Source organism: Alcanivorax sp. (genome assembly GCF_040119285.1).
Classification (GTDB): Bacteria; Pseudomonadota; Gammaproteobacteria; order Pseudomonadales; family Alcanivoracaceae; genus Alcanivorax.
The window spans coordinates 1-17,503 of sequence record NZ_JBEDTY010000004.1; the positions used below are offsets into that span (position 1 = coordinate 1).

The window sequence follows — 17,503 nt, forward strand, 5'->3', positions numbered from 1 at the left end:
GGTGACGAGTCTGCTCTACCGCTTCACGCTTGAACTCGGGGCTGTACTTCTTTCGCTTGCTCATAAACACTCCTTGGGCACAGTGTGCCTCTTTTTAGAAGTGTCCGCAGTAACGGGGTAGAACCCCATCAACCTCTTTGAGGATCGATACGATCTGGGTTTCAGTAAAGCGTGATTTCTTCATTATCGTCTCCTGAGATGTGATATTCCCAGAAAACTCTAATCAGGTCTGTCTCAGTTTAGGGGGAGTGGACAGAACACTTCACCATCCACGACCTGCGACACACCTTCCGCAGCCTCGCGGGTGCGGAAGGTGTGCCCAGTCATGTGGCGGAACGGTGTTTGAATCACAAGCTGAAGGGAGTTGAGGGGATTTATGATCGGTATGATTATTTTGATGAACGACAAGTGGCTCACCAGAGTGTGGCCAGTCTTATAGAAGCTATGACACGCCCATAATGCATGAGCGTACTAGTATTAATTTTGCCCACTTTAATTGGGTGATCTAAAAAACACACTAAATCCATACCTAGAGAGCGGGTGCCTGTAGGCCAATTGGGGATATATCAGAACTTACACCCAAGCACCATTAATTGAGCCGCCGCACGCAGTGTGCTGATACCGTGGTAGTAGGGTATCTCGATCAGTGTCACCTTCGGGCCCCTGGCCCGAACCACAGCAAGGCCCCAATCCGGCGGCTACACTTCCAAACCTAAGGTAGCGGAAACAAAGAACCCATGCATCATCCTCAACCCTTGTTTAGGCAAATTATTTAATCGGTTCTCCATTATTTATAGAAAGCCAAAATCAGCCTTAACTACAGGATTATTAGAGCAACTCATAAGTCTCATCGAACACACTAGCGCGCACAATACCGTAGTCACCCTCTCCATATTGGACCACCCAATCTCCGGGATGACCGGTTAATACATCATCTTGTGAGCCAACACTTACTGATGTGGTCTTTTCAATCTGAAGCGCAAAAACTTGTGCTGGAAGCTTTAAGTAGCTCCCATTTTTACCACTCATTACTTCACCAACAGGGATGTATGCGCCGAGAAACCTTTCCCTCCTCACGGGCCATACCTCTCCCCTACTTCCCGTTAAAAGGGCGTCCCCCCTGCGAAAATGCACTTTACCTTCAAGCGTATCAGACACACCTGATTTTCTAGCAAATTCGACATTAACTGTTACAGGCTTATTCTGTGCTTTTACGCTTTTCGGATCGAGAGCAAGATTCCCTACTGATACTTCCATTATCTCTCTCTATTCTTATATTCACTAACTGTAAATATCAACAAGCTTTAAAATCACCTATACAGATTGATTTCACAAATTCGAGTTTTAATACCTTGATCCGAAAAGCATTCGGCCTTAGGAAGAATGGCCATATCAACTTCATATGCTTTAGCTCTTAGGGCACTACAAAAATGGCTCTTTAATTGATCAGCGTTAATTTTAGATGGTTCATTGCTGGTAATAATGCAAAGTATATCGCTCCGTTCAGCTATCCACTTCCAGGTCGCTTCAAATTGCTCTTTAATTTCTTCAACGGCGTCTTCACCTTGAGCATTACGACCATACTCTGAGCCTGATCTACCTATAGGCATTTCCACATAGCTAACATTTGTTTTTCCTGAGTTGTTCTGGAAACCTCTAGCACCGCCAACACCCCAAACAGACTCTTCCTTGCTATCACGTTCATTTTTAAAAAGACCGATATCAGTCATGAAGTTGTAAGGAAGCGGAAGCACAATGAGCCCCTCTATTTGTGATCCGGAATAGAAAGAGCCACTACGCTCTTCATTTGATCTGCAAGAAAACCGCTCATCAAGCCCTAAATTTAGATAATAAAAAAAGGCCTGCTCTACGTCAGATACTAGCGGGGTCGTCAAGGTAAAGGCTAATCTTCCGTCGGGGCTCCAGTCATTGCGCAAAATAATATTTTCAATTCTGTCTATGACTTGACCAGCAGCCTTCGAAAGCTTTTCATTATTTGCACATCTGTCATCTTCGCCGTCTCCAAACACTGGATTCCAAGGAAAAATAACGCCAATATTCAACACAGGTGCAGCATAACCAAATTCGGCCTTGTCGCCTAAAAACAACGATTGATCCAGATCACTATTCGCCAGCCCCTTCCAATCTGGCCTTACCTCATGCAAAACCGAATCCATTGCAGAGCTGCTACCCTCAAGCAACGCTGGCAGAACCCTAACCTGCGTACGGTCTTTTTCTTTCTCACTCATTGGCAGACAATCCCATGAGTTTAATCGATTATGAATTTTAAGAGAATCGAACCTGCCACTACTTTGCGTCCAACCTTCAGCTAAATGCGAACCGACCCAACGATTGTGCTCCATGACGCTAAGGCATGCGAGGACTGCCTCTGTCTGCTGGCAACCCTTTTCAATTGACTGCCGCCCAACCGCTCGTCGGGGGAAATACATAACCCTTTCATGGGATGTTTTCGAAAACGCGCTCTTCCCAGATTGGGCAACCCTTCTCCATCTAATACTTCGAAGTTTCGTGTCGATATGCAGAGCAGCATACCGGTTGCTCCGACGCTGACCAGAACTCAGGTCAGACCACTTAATATTAGTATTATGCACTGCACGATAAGCAAACTCATGAATTCCCTTGCTGATTCTATCCAACTCAAAACTATCAAGATGAACCGGATCACACATTTCATCAACCATTCCAAATGGATAAAGTCCATCCGGTATTTCAGATTGCCCCGTATTAGAGTCAAGCAGAGCAGCTAAGCCATCGCTCCTTTCCGAATTCACAAAAATGGCAGCGTTCCCCTTCCTATGCCACAAAGAAGAAGAACGAAGCTCAAGTGCGTTCCTGAACGCGACCTCTTCATCTAGATCACAAATAACATGTTGCGTTATTGGGTCTGTGTGCTTTAAAAAGCTATTATCGCTTCTCTCCAAAACCGCCTCGATACTCAAGGCGGCATGCTCACATTTTTTTTCATTAACGAAAAACCCTGGATAATCTCTCTCCAAAGCTTGCTCCACACCATAAATATCATCATCAAGTATCGTTATCTTTACGGACTTATAATTTCGAAAATGACAGATTCTGGCACAATAAGCCAATATCTGAGTCCCCAACTGATTGAATCCGTGAATAGCAATGTGTGGACGATCAACTGAAAAAACATCTGCATATATCTCAGGGGGATATCTAAGCAGCAAATCCTCAGCGCACCGTGCGTAGAGGCTCTCAAAACGAATGTCCATTAAATCTGTTTGGCTAACCCTGGGATAATCCGAAAGGCGCACAGCTAACTTCGCTTCGTTTATTTGTACAAAAAGCTTGGGTTTCTTGTTTGAACCTATCTGACTTAAATACTGCTGGAGATGAAGCGTCAGCTCAATATCCTTTGAGTCTTTGTCCATCATGCTAACGATACGTGACGCGCTGTGGCATTTTGTCCTTTTGAATGCTTCTTGCTTGTTGCTTCCTGCAGCAGATACGAAAACAGGAATGCCCATTGCGCGAACCATTCGGATATTTGGATTCTCTGGATCCCTTTCAATTACGACCAAGGGACCATGGCGGAATTTTCCGGAAAGGGTCCTCCAATGTTCAACGTGAGCCATGCCTGCTCGCCCCAGACCAAAGACGACTGTATGGTTTTTCTTTGGCATAAGGCAGAACTGCACCCAGAACCCGAAAGAGCGAAATGCCACAAGAAGAAGACCTCCAAGTGCGATTAACGGCACCACAATTCTTAATATTTCAAAAGCAAAAGATCTCGACAGTGCCCCCTTTTCGCTAACGCTCCAATCTGCAAACGTAGCAATACTTAAAGCTCGGTAAACCTGGGTAAGCAGACTAACTTCTTTTATTTCTGGCAGGTCTATCAATACGAAGAACGTAGCTGTGATTAGCATAACCACAATAGATAGCCAAACAGCAGTACTGGTCCACCCTCGAGTCACATGAAGAATAACCAGCCTAAACTCGGTAATTTTTTTATTTAAAAATAATGAAAATGGCATTGCGCTATCCTCCCAGTGGTATCATGACAAACCTATTTTCTCTGAGCAAAAAACGCTGCCACCTTCGTCAATTTCGCTCAAACCCTTTACTTTTACAGAAAAAACCTGCTTAAAACTCCAATCAGCAATCCCTACTCATGGCGCTTTCAAGATATTTTTTAGCCGGCCTCGAATGTAAATGTCACTACTTCGAATTCTTGCTTTTTCGCCGAACACTTCTTCGTATAAACTCTTATGTTTACGCAGTATCTCCCGCTCGAAATAGTCGTCTTGCGCTGCCATAAGCTTTCCGTAACAGTACCCAACATGAGGATCATTCTCGATGTGAGCCACCACTTTTTCCTCAAAATCGCTAAACCGATAAAACCCTTCTGAAATCGAGGTCTTGTACAGAGCCGTATCGTAGACCAACTCTCCAAACCCTTTAAAATTCAAAAAACTATCAACCGATGCACCGGCTACAAGTTCGCAATCCAGATTGAATTCAGATAATTTCAACCCCTCTCTTCGATCACAGAGGAATTCTTGGTAGCTTAACGAAAATTCATATATATCTTTAGTGCCACTTCCCACCTGGTAACCATAACGGCTCAAAAAACTTAGTGCCAAAAGTGGAAACTCAATAATAAAAAAAGGATTTCTCGAAACTTCTTGGATCACCGCTTCTTCTTTGCCTGAAAAACAAAAACCATCAACTACATTGATATAATTTTCGGCATTAACATAGCGAATATAGGAAAGAGACTTCATAAAGTCGAAGAAATTACTCCTATAAAAATACGAAAACCTTACTTCATCTTTAAAATCCTCTTTATATTCCTCAATCCATTCCTCTACCTTTGATCGCCCACCGATTACCCAAAAGAAATATGTTTCTATATTTTTAACAAGCAAAGGGAGAAACTCATCGTCATTATTTTTGTGGTGTTTTTTAAGCAATCTAATTCTATTAACCATTTTATTTTCATTAAGACCTGAAAAAGACGCCTTACGACTACGAACCTGATCGTTAATGATATAAAGAGACGGCCTCAACCTCTCTATCACCTCAAGGACCACATGCTCTGGAAGACCCAATTCTTCTGCCAGATCGACCATTGTTATTCCGTCAGTGTCTATGTAATCATTAAGAAGTGCCGGAACTCTCTCACCAAGATCGACCGTGGAAAGATTCGGGTAATCCTTAACTATGGACTCAATCACTCCACGAATTAATTCATCCCATCCGTAATTATTACTGCCTGTCTTGACACACTGATCTTTGATTTCCGCCGCAATATCCTCAACTTCCTTATTACATTTCGCATGAACGAGCTGATAGAAAACCAAAGAAGCGGCCATCGGAATTTTAAACAATGAAACATTTGAGAAAATTTCAGAAACAGATTCGGGTATGGTTTTACCAAATCGATCACAATAAGATTTACGGAAGCTCTCCAAGTCATCACTACTAAGCCCATCCAGAGTAAAGCCCGGCTTAAAGGTGCATTTTGACTGGTAACTTACCGTCATATCCACACCTTCCGGAAGCTGAAATCCACCCAAAAGACGCAAAATAGAGTCATGATTCGGAACTGATGGATCAAATTCCATTTTCCGTGAATCCACTGCATCTATAAAAATCGAAATGTGGCCGTCATAGCTTTCCAAAATCATTTTAAGGATTAAAACCTTATCCTTTAAAGAAAGTTTTCTTTTTTCTTGGTCGACAGCCACACCCAAGTCTTTTAATACTCGATCAATGGGGTTTTCAAAATTACCTAACCCTAATATCGCACTCCCGGACTCATCATCCTCAACATTATCTTTCAGCTGCGTAAGCAAAAAAGTTTTTCCGCTCCCAGCATCACCCTGCACAAATATCGGGCACGACGTTGCCATTTTAGATTTCCCTAAAACCGACAATAAATCTAAATACGCTTGCGTCTTAACACCCTCAACCAAAACTTCATTGAATACCGCATTTCGGCTTATGTCATAATCCTTAAATTTTGAAGATGCTATAAAATTTTCATTCAGAAAGACTTCAAGCTCATGCAAAAAATGAGAACCTACATCTCTTGCTTCTTTATAGCCATCGATTGCTACATACCCAGGCAAACGAAGAATCCGATCCACCTGCTCTAAAAGACACTTATCATTACCCTCTTTATATGAATCAAATCGTATGTAATATAATGGTTTAAATTCCGGATTCTTAGATGCAATATCCTCGGCATAGAGGAATTCTAAGTCGGTCACCCCAACAGGTCGCTCTGAAAGTTTTTCTTCAAGCCAATCGCCATATTTCGAGTCTGGAGATTTTAGGTAACTTTCTATTTCTTTCTTACCGAATGGTGTTCCGTATCTGTTGCCAATTAGACCAATAAAAAATAATGGGGCGCGGGCGCTCCTGTCAATTTCCTCCAAACACCTATGTAGAACCTTCTGCTCTCGCTGCTCATCGCTTGTTATTCCCCATCGAAGATCTATAAACGTTATGGAGACAGAGAACTTCTTGCAGATATTTTGAGCTTTAGGAAAAATATGAGTGCGAAAATATTCTCGCTCACTGTCCATTCCACTAAAAACTGAGGATATGAAAATTCTAATGTGGCGACTTTCGATAGTCATCTTTTTACTCCACGCCTAATGCGGAATTAAATGCTATTGCCAAGATAGCATTTAATTAATCGCATAACCGAATACTGGCGGCTGCCCATCGAGGACAGTCCTATAAATCGCTAGCAATAGGTAAGCCCGGAACTAGCCCCACCACTCAAACTTTATCTACTGGCGATAGCTCGCTCAATGCCCCGTTCTTTTTCAAACCATGATTTGGAATCCAGAACTGCCGAAGGCAAGCCTAGACGCATATCGACAAGGCGCGTAAGAGCGACACAAGTCTTGCTTTATATCAAACCCCAAATAAGCCAGATTTTGGGCACTGTGGCAACGCATAGCTTAGCTCGCTCAGGGCCAGCCCCTCTTTCGCAACGAATTACAACGCACACTTCGTCAGAAGTCCGGGATGGCTCAGAGTGATTGTTTATTTTTTCACGTCAGAAGTGCTAACTTGTAGAGTATGTATCCAAAATTTATTGATGTAGAGGCCTCCTCCCTAGACGGCTTCCCCCTTCAAATAGCATATGGAAGCAGAGAGGGCGAAATTGTCTCTCATCTTATTCGCCCCTTTGACAGTTGGTTAAGGGAAGAAAATCGATGGAGCCCGCAGGCATTTAAATTGCACGGTCTAAGCATCGACCTCCTGCTGGAGGCTGGTTCAGATCCTCATGAAATCGCCTTTCGCATTGAAGACGACCTTTGGGGTGAGACGGTCTACTCCGATGCAGCGGATTACGATCATACTTGGATTAATATTCTGTTCAGCAAAGTAAGTGTCGAGTCAGGAACACACCTCGTAATGCCCTGCATCAGAGAGATGAATGAGATCCTTCCTAGGAGCTGGTCACCTGACGGGCGTCGGACTGTGCGTGACCGCATACGGTTGCAAGCCGAAAAAGAAGGGTTGCGGATTCATCATGCGGATGCTGACGTCCTGGTCCATGTACGCACTTGGCAGGAAATGCAGAAGCTTTAAACCCAACGAAAATGTGTAGAACTCGATTAACGTCATTCATTACTGAACACATAAACACGTCGCTTTTCCGAGCACATCCGGTATTAGTCGCGCTGCTTTCCACACACATCTCTTCCTGCCCTCCATAATTCCAAATAATTTCAGCCATACATCACCTCCATGAAGCCAGGAAGGGCTCACCTTCCCAGCCCCATTTCATGGAGGTCTTATGATCATTCAATGTCCGTCTTGACAGTCTATCCGGGTCATTGTCCAACAAAATGGCCGCAAGGTCGGCGGTTCAGTGGGAAAAGTGGTGGGCAGCCTGTTTTTATAGATCCAAACGCCACAAGATCAAAATGAGCAAACTCACCGCCACCCAGACCAAGGCCCTAGAAAGCAGGCTCCCAAGAAGGACACTGATGGTGTCGGCCTGTATTTCTGTGTACACAAGTCCGCACGTCCTACTGGATGCTGCGCTACAGCGCCCAGGGCAAGCGCCACGAAATCACTCTGGGGCAATAATGCCCTCAGATGTCGCCCGGGGAACCGCTGTGCTAACCAAGTAAGGCATCCGTCCGCACTGTCAAAGCCCTCTTTCAGGACTGGTACGTGACCGACCTGTCCCGGCGCCTGAAGCACCCCGCCTCCTGAACAGCAACCGCTCCCACATAGGCGACTTGGAACATTTCACTATTCACGACCTGCGGCACACCTTCCGCAGCTTCACGGCTGCGAAGGTGTGCCGATTCATGTGGCGGAACGGTATTTGAATCACAAGCTGAAGGGCGGTTGAGGGGATTTATGCCCGCTACGAGTATTTTGAGGAACGGCGGGAGGCGCATCAGAAGGCAGCGAACAAACTGGACGCGAGTTTTCGCTTTTAATACAAAGCCGGCCGAGTAACAGCGCTGAACACGAATCGTCTAATAGAATAGTGTTTTTCTCTTACGCTTTTATTTCGGCAAATGCCGACTCAGGAAATACCTGGGTCGGCCCGCATAAGACATTGTATGAGCCCCGCTAGCAGATCAATCTTGATCCGTCAGCGCGCCTTCGCTGGCCGAACCCACCAGCCGTGCGTATTTGGCCAGCACACCACGGGTATAGCGTGGTGCTGGCTGTTGCCAGTTAGCACGGCGGCGTGCCAACTCCGCATCAGACAACGCCACGACCAGGGTATTGGCTTCGGCATCAATGGTAATTTGGTCACCGTTTTCCAATAATGCCAATGGCCCACCATCGAAAGCTTCCGGGGTCACGTGGCCTACCACGAAACCATGGCTGCCGCCGGAAAAGCGACCATCGGTAATCAGCGCCACCTCGTCACCCAGGCCGCGCCCCATGATGGCAGAGGTGGGGGTGAGCATTTCACGCATGCCTGGGCCGCCGCGGGGGCCCTCATAGCGGATCACCACCACGTCCCCGGACACCACAGTGCCATCATTGATCCGCTGCTGCGCTTCTTCTTCCGAACCGAACACCCGGGCCGGGCCGGAAAAGTGGGTGCCTTCCTTGCCGGTGATCTTGGCCACTGCGCCATCCGGCGCCAAATTGCCATAAAGGATGCGCAGGTGACTTTCTGCTTTCAGCGGCGCAGACAGTGGCGCGATGATCGTCTGATCCAGTGGATAAGGACTGACATCCGCCAGGTTCTCAGCCAAGGTACGGCCGGTGACCGTCAGGCAATCACCCTGCAGCAAACCCGCCTCCAATAGCAGCTTCATCAACGGCTGAATGCCACCGATGGCCACCAACTCACTCATCATGTAATGCCCACTGGGGCGCAGGTCCGCCAGCACCGGCACCCGCTTGCCGATCTCGGTAAAGTCGTCCAGCGACAACGACACAGCCACAGTGCGCGCCATGGCGATCAGGTGCAGCACCGCATTAGTGGAACCGCCCAGGGCGATCACCACAGTGATGGCGTTCTCGAATGCCGCCCGGGTCATGATGTCCGAGGGCTTGATGTCCTGTTCCAGTAGCGCCAACACTGCTTCGCCGGCGCGCAGGCAATCATCACGCTTCTCTTCCGACACCGCATTCTGTGCGGAGCTGCCCGGCAGGCTCATGCCCAGCGCTTCAATAGCCGAGGCCATAGTGTTGGCCGTGTACATGCCGCCGCAAGCACCGGGGCCGGGAATGGCAGTTTCTTCTATCTGCTTGAGTTCGATTTTGTCCATGTCGCCGCGGGAATGGGCACCCATGGCTTCGAACACAGAAACAATATCCGTGTGGCCCTTGCCGGGCATGATGGTGCCGCCGTAGACGAAGACGCTGGGGCGATTCAGCCGCGCCATGCCCATTAGGCAACCGGGCATGTTCTTATCGCAGCCACCAAGAGCCACCAGGCCGTCAAAGCCTTCACAAGCCGCAACGGTTTCAATGGAATCGGCAATCACCTCGCGGGAGACCAACGAATATTTCATCCCTTCGGTACCATTGGCGATGCCATCGGAGATGGTGATGGTATTGAAGATTACCCCTTTGCCGCCAGCTGCATCGGCTCCAGCGCAGGCTTTTTCGGCGAGCTCACCGATATGGCTATTGCACGGCGTCACCTGACTCCAGGTAGAAGCAATGCCCACCTGGGGTTTATGGAAATCCTCATCGGTAAACCCCACCGCCCGCAGCATGGCCCGGCTGGCGGATTTACCGGGGCCGTCCACGACCTTCGCTGAATGGCGGCGACGCGGATCGCCCTTTGAGTCACTCATATATTCTCCTGATTCCAGTTAACGCTTCACCGCCAGCACGGCAAAGGTGTCGCCCACGTCCACCCGTGACGGGTGGCGGCGGCCGATCAACATGCCCGCAAACGGCGCCCGATAGTCCACCGGTGGCTCACCGGTACGTTCCAGGGAATGCACGCGGGCAAGCACATCACCCTGCCGCACCCAATCGCCCAGTGCCACCGCAAATTCCAGCAGGCCACGATGCTCACTGACGCGGTAATAGTCTGCGCTGGGGATCTCCAACGCCTGCGATGCCACCGGCAGCGGATCACCGGGCAGGATGCCGGCAAAACGCAACACATTGTCCACGCCTTGCTCCGCCAATGCCACGGTGTCCGGGGTGGTGGTGCCGCCTCCGCGCAGCTCGGTGCTGATGAAGACCCGGCCCTGGCTTTCCACCACGCTGTCGAACAGGGCGGCCTCTTCCAGCTCCGCCATAAACAGGGTGTACGGTGCGCCAAAAGCTTGGGCCCCGGCCAGGCAACGGGCGCCAAAGGCCGCGTCGGCCAGCCGATGGGTGGCCGCGAAGGGCAATAGATCCAAAGTCCGCCCACCGGAATGCATATCCAGCACCACGTCGGCCAGCGGCACCAAATAGCGGGTGAAGTAATCGGCGATCTTTTCGGTAAGGCTCCCCACGGGGTTACCCGGGAAGGCCCGGTTCAGGTTACCGCCATCCAGTGGGGAGGTGCGTGTGCCGTTCAGCACCGCCGGGTGGTTCATCATCGGCACAATGATGACTCGGCCACTGATCTCCTCCGCGCCTAGCCGGTTGGCCAGCTTGAGCAGGGCGGTGATCCCTTCGTATTCATCGCCGTGGTTGCCGCCGGTGAGCAGCGCGGTGGGGCCCTCGCCGTTACGAATCACCGTGATCGGGATCATCACATTGCCCCACGCCGACTGGTCATGGGAGTACGGTAGTTTGAGGAAACCGTGTTGCACGCCGTCCTGATGGAAATCCACCGTGGCGCTGATCGCGCTGTCCTGCATAGCGAGTCCATTATCTCCGGATCAGAGTGCATATGACGCACCCGGTTCTTTACGCCTATAATGCGCGCTTTACCAGGATCGCGAACAGGACATTCCTTAATATGGCCGACAAAGGCACGCTGTACATCATTTCCGCCCCGTCCGGCGCCGGCAAAACCAGCCTGGTGGCCGCACTGGTCGACAAGCTTGTCCGGGTACGCATTTCCATTTCGCACACCACCCGGGCCATGCGCCCCGGTGAAAAAGACGGCGTCAACTACCACTTCACCGACCGCGACAGTTTTGTGCGCCAGGTTGAACAGGGCCGTTTTCTGGAACATGCGCAAGTGTTCGGTAATCTCTACGGCACCAGCGCTGACTGGGTAGCCCAGACCCTGCGCACCGGCGACGATGTCATTCTGGAGATTGACTGGCAAGGCGCCACCCAAATCCGCAAACAGCTCCCGGATTCGGTCAGCATCTTCATTCTGCCACCCTCCCTGGAGACACTGGCTGGCCGCCTGCGCGGCCGGGAAACCGACGACGAAACGGTTATTCAGCAACGCCTGGACGGCGCCCAAGAAGAAATGAGCCACTACGGAGAGTTCGATTATCTGGTGATCAACGATGACTTCCAGCGCGCCCTCTACGAGCTGGAAGCCATTGTCGAAGCTCGCCGGCTGGTGACAGCCCGGCAGTCCGCCCGCCAAGCCGCCACCCTGCAGAACTTGCTCGCCCGGCGCTGATCGCCGCCACGGCACCGCCGTTCGGCGGCCGGCACTGGACTTGTCTTGCCCTCAGCCCGTAAAATCGCCTCCTTGCGAATTATCAGACGGCGCGGGTTCATGTCGAGCCCGCCCCCGTCAGCTTGTCAGGAGAGCAGCATGGCACGAGTTACCGTAGAAGATTGCCTGGAAAAACTGGATAACCGCTTTGAGCTGGTGCTGGTTGCCGGCAAGCGCGCCCATCAATTGCAGAGCGGCGGTAAAGAACCACGTGTAGCTTGGGAAAACGACAAACCCACCGTTGTCGCCCTGCGCGAAATCGCAGAAGGCCACGTCACCGCTGAATCCGTGGATAACCCCATCGCGGACCGCAGTGCCGACGTGGACGAGCTAGCGCTGCTGACCCAGTCTTTTGGCGAGTAATTCCCTCTGCCACTGTCTTCTTGCGATAGTGCACAGCAGCAGGTTGAGAAACGCAGAGGCCTAGAGCCTCTGCGTTTTTTTGTGGGCCGTACACGGTGCGCCCCGTTACTCTTCACGACCTCACCCCTTATTGTTTTTGCCCAGCCGAATAATAGTTCGTCGCTATCCGCCTTGTCATAGACAAAGCCTACTCTCAAATCTAAGCTAAGAGTCATCTTAGAACCTGTAGCTCGCCAATGGCGTGACGAGGCCTTTTGCCCACCATCCATAATCTGGAAAAACGATTACGTAGTTACTTGGACGATGATCAAATCGCCCAGGTCGTACGCGCTTACCATTTTGCCGAGCAGGCTCACGAAGGCCAGTATCGCCGTACCGGTGACCCCTACATCACCCATCCGCTGGCGGTAGCAAATATCCTTACTGACATGCACATGGATCATGCCTCGCTTATGGCGGCCATGTTGCATGACGTGATCGAAGATACCGGCATCAGCAAGGAGCAGCTGGCCAACGCGTTCAGCGAGGAAGTGGCCGAGCTGGTCGATGGCGTTTCCAAGATCGCGCAGATCAAGTTCGAATCCAAGGCCGAGCAGCAGGCAGAAAACCTGCGCAAGATGATGCTGGCCATGACCCGGGATATCCGCGTCATCCTTATCAAACTGGCCGATCGCCTGCACAACATGCGCACCTTGCATGTAATGCGCGCGGAAAAGCGCCACCGTATCGCCACCGAAACCCTAGAGCTGTACGCTCCCATCGCCTTCCGGTTGGGCATGTATAACATGCGCGTGGAATACGAAGACCTGGCCTTCCACGCCATCTACCCTATGCGTGCCAAGCTGATTGGCCAGGCCGTTAAAAAGGCCCGAGGCAACCGCAAGGAAATTCTCACCACCATTAAGACCAGCCTGGAGCATTGCCTGGAAGAAGAAGGCATCGAGGCACGTGTGTTGGGCCGCGAGAAGCATCTGTTCAGCATCTACTCCAAGATGAAAGAGCAGCACAAACCGTTCGCGGATATCATGGACGTGTTTGGTTTCCGTATCATCGTGGACCGAGTAGACACCTGTTACCGCGTGCTCGGCGCCGCACACAACTACTTCACCCCGATTCCCGGGCGCTTCAAAGACTATATCGCCATTCCCAAAGCCAATGGCTACCAGTCCCTGCACACCACGTTGAAGGCCCGCTCCGGGATCCCACTGGAAATGCAGATCCGCACCGAAGAAATGGAAGCCATGGCCAACAACGGCATTGCCGCCCATTGGCTGTACAAGTCCGACGACGAGCCTGGCTCCCCCACCCACAGCCGCACTCAAAGCTGGATGCAGCGGTTACTCGAACTGCAGCAAAAAACCGGCAACTCCATGGAGTTCATCGAGAATGTGAAGGTGGACCTGTTCCCGGACGAGGCCTATGTGTTCACTCCCAAGGGGGATATCAAAGAGCTGCCCGGTGGCGCCACCGCCGTGGACTTTGCCTACGCGGTGCACACCAAGGTGGGCAATAAGTGCGTGGCAGCGCGTATCGACGGCAAGTTGGCCGCGCTGTCTACCCCGCTGGAATCCGGGCAAACGGTAAAAATCATCACCGCCCCCAGCGCCACGCCGAATCCGGCTTGGCTGAACTTCGTGGTCACTGGCAAGGCGCGCACCAACATTCGCCACTTTCTCAAGAATCAACGCCGCGAAGATGCGGTGGAGCTGGGCGAGCGACTATTGGAGAAAGCCCTGCATTCCTACGAAATTGGCATGGACGATTTACCCATTGAACGGGTGGTCAGTGAATTGGCCGGTAATGGCTATCTGGAACTGGATGACCTGCTGGAAGATATCGGCATGGGCAACCGCTTGGCGCCACTGGTAGCTCGCAAGCTGGCCGGTGCCCGTGACGACGACGAACGCCAGCACGAAGACGACCGTCGCCCGCTGGCGATTCGCGGCAGTGAAGGCCTGATGGTCAGCTACGCCAAGTGTTGCTGCCCCTTGCCCGGGGACACCATTATCGGCCACCTTAGCGCCGGGCGCGGCATCGTGGTTCACCGTGACACCTGCAAGAACCTACTGGCGGAAATGCGCAACGCGCCAGAAAAGTGCATCGCGTTGAGCTGGGAAAAACAGGTGGAACAGGAATTCACTGCCACCCTGCGTATCGAGCTAATTAACAAGCGCGGCGTGCTCGCCATCCTGGCCAACAGCGTGTCGGAACTGGGCTCCAATATCGACACCATCGACATGGCCGAGAAAGACCCTACCCTCACCATTCTCAATGTAACCATGACGGTAAAAGACCGCATCCACCTGGCACGCATCATCAAGAAGCTGCGCACCCTGGATAGCATCGTCAGAATTCATCGGCTCTGAGAACGCTGCACATATCTTCTGGAGGGTGGCAAACTCATGGTTCAAAGCTAACTGCCACCCACGCCCACCAATGGCCATGATTGATGCAGAAGCTCGCCTGTAAGCAATGGAACCACGCTCACACATGACAATTCGACGGTGTTGCGTGCAGGCGTTAACCCGTGCAAGCATAGCCGCTTCCTTATTTCCGCCTACCGGCCATGTGCCTAAGGCATAACCGATGAAGAACACACCATGTCCAACCATTCCGTAATCAGCACCAACAAGGCTCCGCAGGCCATTGGTACCTATTCCCAGGCTATCAAGGCTGGTTCCACCGTTTACCTGTCCGGCCAAATCCCGCTGGTGCCGGAAACCATGGAGTTGAACGAAGGGGACATGGAAGCGCAGATTGAACAGGTGTTCAGTAATCTGTCCGCTGTTTGTGAAGCGGCGGGCGGTAGCCTGCAGGATATCGTGAAGCTGAATATCTTCCTCACCGACCTGAGTCACTTTGCTTTGGTGAACGAAGTGATGGCCAAGCATTTCAACCAGCCCTACCCAGCCCGCGCGGCCATTGGTGTGGCGGCGCTACCCAAAGGCGCCCGCGTGGAAATGGACGGCATCATGGATATTGCGTGAACACAACACGCTTCATGCAACAAAAACGCCCGCTCCTGCGGGCGTTTTTTTAACACAGCCGTGCAGAGGGAAGAGGGGGAGACAGTGCGCTATAAAAAGCGCACGATAGGAAAAACGGCTAACGGGCAGCATGCCCGTTTCGTTAATCAAGCGACAATAGGGATGTGCGATATGGATACCGCGACCCATGATCTGAACACCTTGTTTGACCAACTCGGATTGGCCAGCAGCGATCACGACATCAAAGAGTTCATCCACCAGCATGGCGGCACTCTTCCCGATAGCATGCAGCTGCATCAGGCTCCGTTCTGGAATGGAGCACAGGCAACCTTCCTCGCTGAGGCGATTCGCGAAGACGCAGAATGGGCAGAGACTGTGGATACTCTCAGCGCTCTGTTAAGACACTGATAATAAGCGAGCGGCAAGCCTCAAACCGTAAATGACGGCGTAATGCTGCTGTCGTTACCCTAACGGCAGCAGCAACAGTATCCGGTCGAAGAATACGCAGTAGAGCAGCAGCGGCAGTGGCATACCAACCAAGGTGCCGAGCATGTAGTGGCGTAACTTCACGCCGCTGAGTGCCAAGGTGTAATTAAGCGCCGGCATAGTTTGAAACAACATGCGCAACAAGGCGACACTGCGTACCGGGTGGCTGTCCAAGCGCGCCAGAATTTTCCTGACAAAAGGACGTTGGATGTCACGCAGCGCACTACCTCCAAGCCCGCGCACCAACACATAGGTCACCAGACAAGAAATGCACGCGGCCACATAGGTCGCCAACCCGCCCATCACCGTTCCCAGCGCCAGAATCGCCGCCGCCAGAAAAATCCAGCCCGGCAATTGAATCAAGTTACCGATAACGAAGATCACCACAAAGGCGAGAAACCCGGTCACCGGATTGGCTTCCAACTGCGCACGCAAAGTTGCTACTGATAGCTGCTCTCGCAGACCGGACCACTCCACCGTAATCAGCACCAACGCCAATACCATCACCATCATGACCACGCGACGATAGCGAATAAGCGAAAACGAGAGAGACACAGTAGCAACTCCTGAAAGCTGGAAGAGACCCGTTTGCCCATTAGCAGCGGGGTAATTACGACACACCGACCTCGACGTCGACATGGCTAAAGGAAGCATGTCGCTGAACGAAAATAAGCCCGTTATAAAAATGGAAATTAATTACCTGAAACCATGACTGGTCGCTTGATTTTTGTTCAATTGTAATGATAACGTGCCGGCTCTTTATGATAGCTAAGGAAATAGTGTCAGTGCAAAATAACGAAACTCTTATCAGCAGCAGCAGCATCTCTATTGCCGAAAGCCTGTTAAGACAACGCATTGATGATATTTTTGGCCCTTCCGTTGCTATCGTGTGCACCCCGGACGGCATGATCGTGGCCTCCGCAGCAAATGACCCAGAAACCAACGCTCGTCATGCAGCGCTGACTAGCGCCTTATTTTCACTATCCAACTCATTTTGTGCCGAGCTTTTGCGGTCTGAAAACAAGGAAATCTCTTTAACCTCGGAAAAAGGCCAAGCGGTGATCGTCGTTTTTTTTGCCGACAAGCATCCCTTTTTCCTCTGTTTGACCTCCAGCACAAAGACCAACCTCGCAACCTTACTAAGACTTTCCAAGGATACTGGAGAACAATTAAAAGGGATTATCCAATTAAACCAGACCGGAGAACAACGTGCGCAAAATTCAAGTTGATGAACTACAGGAAATTGATGGATACATCGCTTCAGCCCTAGTGGATATGGAGTCGGGAATGCTCATGGCCAGTCATGGCGGTGGCGACGCCATCGACCTGGAAGTCGCCGCAGCAGGCAACAGCGAAGTACTCAAATCAAAAATAAAAGTCTCAAAGAGCCTTAAGCTTAACGATAGCGTTGAAGACATCCTTATCACGCTTTTTAAGCACTATCACATCATTCGCCCGCTCGAAACCAATAATAATGTTTTCCTTTACTTAGTATTGGACAAACCCAAGTCCAACCTCGCTCTGGCAAGGCACACACTAAGAGCTTTCGAAAAGACAATCGATTTCAGCTAAACAAGCCGGCCAGTTCGATCAGGGAAAA

Annotated in this window: 14 protein-coding genes; 8 read left to right on the plus strand and 6 right to left on the minus strand. The window is 50.7% G+C overall.

What is annotated here, in order from left to right; genetic code table 11:
• Positions 1-828: 828 nt before the first annotated feature.
• The 3 genes from ABNH10_RS01000 to ABNH10_RS01010 all read right to left on the minus strand — a co-directional run bounded on the left by ABNH10_RS01000 (position 829) and on the right by ABNH10_RS01010 (position 6,632).
• Positions 829-1,257, minus strand: coding sequence for a PGDYG domain-containing protein (locus tag ABNH10_RS01000; RefSeq protein ID WP_349384348.1), 429 nt, complete (start codon positions 1,255-1,257; stop codon positions 829-831).
• Between the two features lie 53 nt (positions 1,258-1,310).
• On the minus strand, positions 1,311-4,019 hold the full coding sequence (locus tag ABNH10_RS01005; RefSeq protein WP_349384349.1) for a hypothetical protein: 2,709 nt from the start codon (positions 4,017-4,019) through the stop codon (positions 1,311-1,313).
• A gap of 135 nt (positions 4,020-4,154) precedes the next feature.
• Positions 4,155-6,632, minus strand: coding sequence for a DUF4062 domain-containing protein (locus ABNH10_RS01010; protein ID WP_349384350.1), 2,478 nt, complete (start codon positions 6,630-6,632; stop codon positions 4,155-4,157).
• A gap of 451 nt (positions 6,633-7,083) precedes the next feature.
• Between ABNH10_RS01010 and ABNH10_RS01015 the strand changes: the two genes are divergently transcribed.
• A complete protein-coding gene (locus tag ABNH10_RS01015) occupies positions 7,084-7,599 on the plus strand; it encodes a hypothetical protein (protein ID WP_349384351.1) in 516 nt (171 codons plus the stop codon).
• Positions 7,600-8,609: 1,010 nt separating this feature from the next.
• Here the strand turns inward: ABNH10_RS01015 and ilvD are convergent.
• Positions 8,610-10,295 carry a dihydroxy-acid dehydratase gene (gene ilvD, locus ABNH10_RS01020; RefSeq protein ID WP_349384352.1) on the minus strand — a complete coding sequence of 562 codons (1,686 nt, stop codon included), beginning with the start codon at positions 10,293-10,295 and terminating at the stop codon, positions 8,610-8,612.
• A gap of 18 nt (positions 10,296-10,313) precedes the next feature.
• On the minus strand, positions 10,314-11,303 hold the full coding sequence (doeB, locus tag ABNH10_RS01025) for a N(2)-acetyl-L-2,4-diaminobutanoate deacetylase DoeB (RefSeq protein ID WP_349384353.1): 990 nt from the start codon (positions 11,301-11,303) through the stop codon (positions 10,314-10,316).
• Positions 11,304-11,404: 101 nt separating this feature from the next.
• Here doeB and gmk point away from each other — a divergent pair, with 101 nt between their 5' ends.
• The 5 genes from gmk to ABNH10_RS01050 all read left to right on the plus strand — a co-directional run bounded on the left by gmk (position 11,405) and on the right by ABNH10_RS01050 (position 15,825).
• Positions 11,405-12,028, plus strand: a complete 624-nt coding sequence (gmk, locus tag ABNH10_RS01030) for a guanylate kinase (protein ID WP_349384354.1) — start codon at positions 11,405-11,407, stop codon at positions 12,026-12,028.
• Positions 12,029-12,166: 138 nt separating this feature from the next.
• On the plus strand, positions 12,167-12,430 hold the full coding sequence (gene rpoZ, locus ABNH10_RS01035; protein ID WP_007149241.1) for a DNA-directed RNA polymerase subunit omega: 264 nt from the start codon (positions 12,167-12,169) through the stop codon (positions 12,428-12,430).
• A gap of 254 nt (positions 12,431-12,684) precedes the next feature.
• The gene (locus ABNH10_RS01040) at positions 12,685-14,796 is read left to right on the plus strand and encodes a RelA/SpoT family protein (protein WP_349384355.1); all 2,112 of its coding nucleotides are present in this window, start codon (positions 12,685-12,687) and stop codon (positions 14,794-14,796) included.
• A 234-nt stretch (positions 14,797-15,030) separates the two neighbouring features.
• A complete protein-coding gene (gene ridA, locus ABNH10_RS01045) occupies positions 15,031-15,417 on the plus strand; it encodes a deaminase RidA (protein ID WP_349384356.1) in 387 nt (128 codons plus the stop codon).
• A 171-nt stretch (positions 15,418-15,588) separates the two neighbouring features.
• On the plus strand, positions 15,589-15,825 hold the full coding sequence (locus ABNH10_RS01050; RefSeq protein WP_349384357.1) for a DUF2789 domain-containing protein: 237 nt from the start codon (positions 15,589-15,591) through the stop codon (positions 15,823-15,825).
• Positions 15,826-15,879: 54 nt separating this feature from the next.
• Here the strand turns inward: ABNH10_RS01050 and ABNH10_RS01055 are convergent, their stop codons facing one another.
• The gene (locus ABNH10_RS01055; protein WP_349384358.1) at positions 15,880-16,458 is read right to left on the minus strand and encodes a TVP38/TMEM64 family protein; all 579 of its coding nucleotides are present in this window, start codon (positions 16,456-16,458) and stop codon (positions 15,880-15,882) included.
• A 230-nt stretch (positions 16,459-16,688) separates the two neighbouring features.
• Between ABNH10_RS01055 and ABNH10_RS01060 the strand changes: the two genes are divergently transcribed.
• Positions 16,689-17,132: a roadblock/LC7 domain-containing protein gene (locus ABNH10_RS01060; RefSeq protein ID WP_349384359.1), complete on the plus strand. Its 444-nt coding sequence runs from the start codon at positions 16,689-16,691 to the stop codon at positions 17,130-17,132.
• Positions 17,113-17,475, plus strand: coding sequence for a roadblock/LC7 domain-containing protein (locus tag ABNH10_RS01065; RefSeq protein WP_349384360.1), 363 nt, complete (start codon positions 17,113-17,115; stop codon positions 17,473-17,475). Before ABNH10_RS01060 ends, ABNH10_RS01065 begins: the two co-directional genes overlap by 20 nt.
• The last annotated feature ends 28 nt before the right edge of the window (positions 17,476-17,503 follow it).

Coding starts and splice junctions, on each gene's coding strand:
- gmk (WP_349384354.1), top strand. CDS start 11,405: ATGGCCGACAAAGGCACGCTGTACATCATTTCCGCCCCGTCCGGCGCC.
- ABNH10_RS01005 (WP_349384349.1), bottom strand. CDS start 4,019: ATGCCATTTTCATTATTTTTAAATAAAAAAATTACCGAGTTTAGGCTG.
- ABNH10_RS01010 (WP_349384350.1), bottom strand. CDS start 6,632: ATGACTATCGAAAGTCGCCACATTAGAATTTTCATATCCTCAGTTTTT.
- ilvD (WP_349384352.1), bottom strand. CDS start 10,295: ATGAGTGACTCAAAGGGCGATCCGCGTCGCCGCCATTCAGCGAAGGTC.
- ABNH10_RS01015 (WP_349384351.1), top strand. CDS start 7,084: ATGTATCCAAAATTTATTGATGTAGAGGCCTCCTCCCTAGACGGCTTC.
- rpoZ (WP_007149241.1), top strand. CDS start 12,167: ATGGCACGAGTTACCGTAGAAGATTGCCTGGAAAAACTGGATAACCGC.
- ridA (WP_349384356.1), top strand. CDS start 15,031: ATGTCCAACCATTCCGTAATCAGCACCAACAAGGCTCCGCAGGCCATT.
- ABNH10_RS01050 (WP_349384357.1), top strand. CDS start 15,589: ATGGATACCGCGACCCATGATCTGAACACCTTGTTTGACCAACTCGGA.
- ABNH10_RS01000 (WP_349384348.1), bottom strand. CDS start 1,257: ATGGAAGTATCAGTAGGGAATCTTGCTCTCGATCCGAAAAGCGTAAAA.
- doeB (WP_349384353.1), bottom strand. CDS start 11,303: ATGCAGGACAGCGCGATCAGCGCCACGGTGGATTTCCATCAGGACGGC.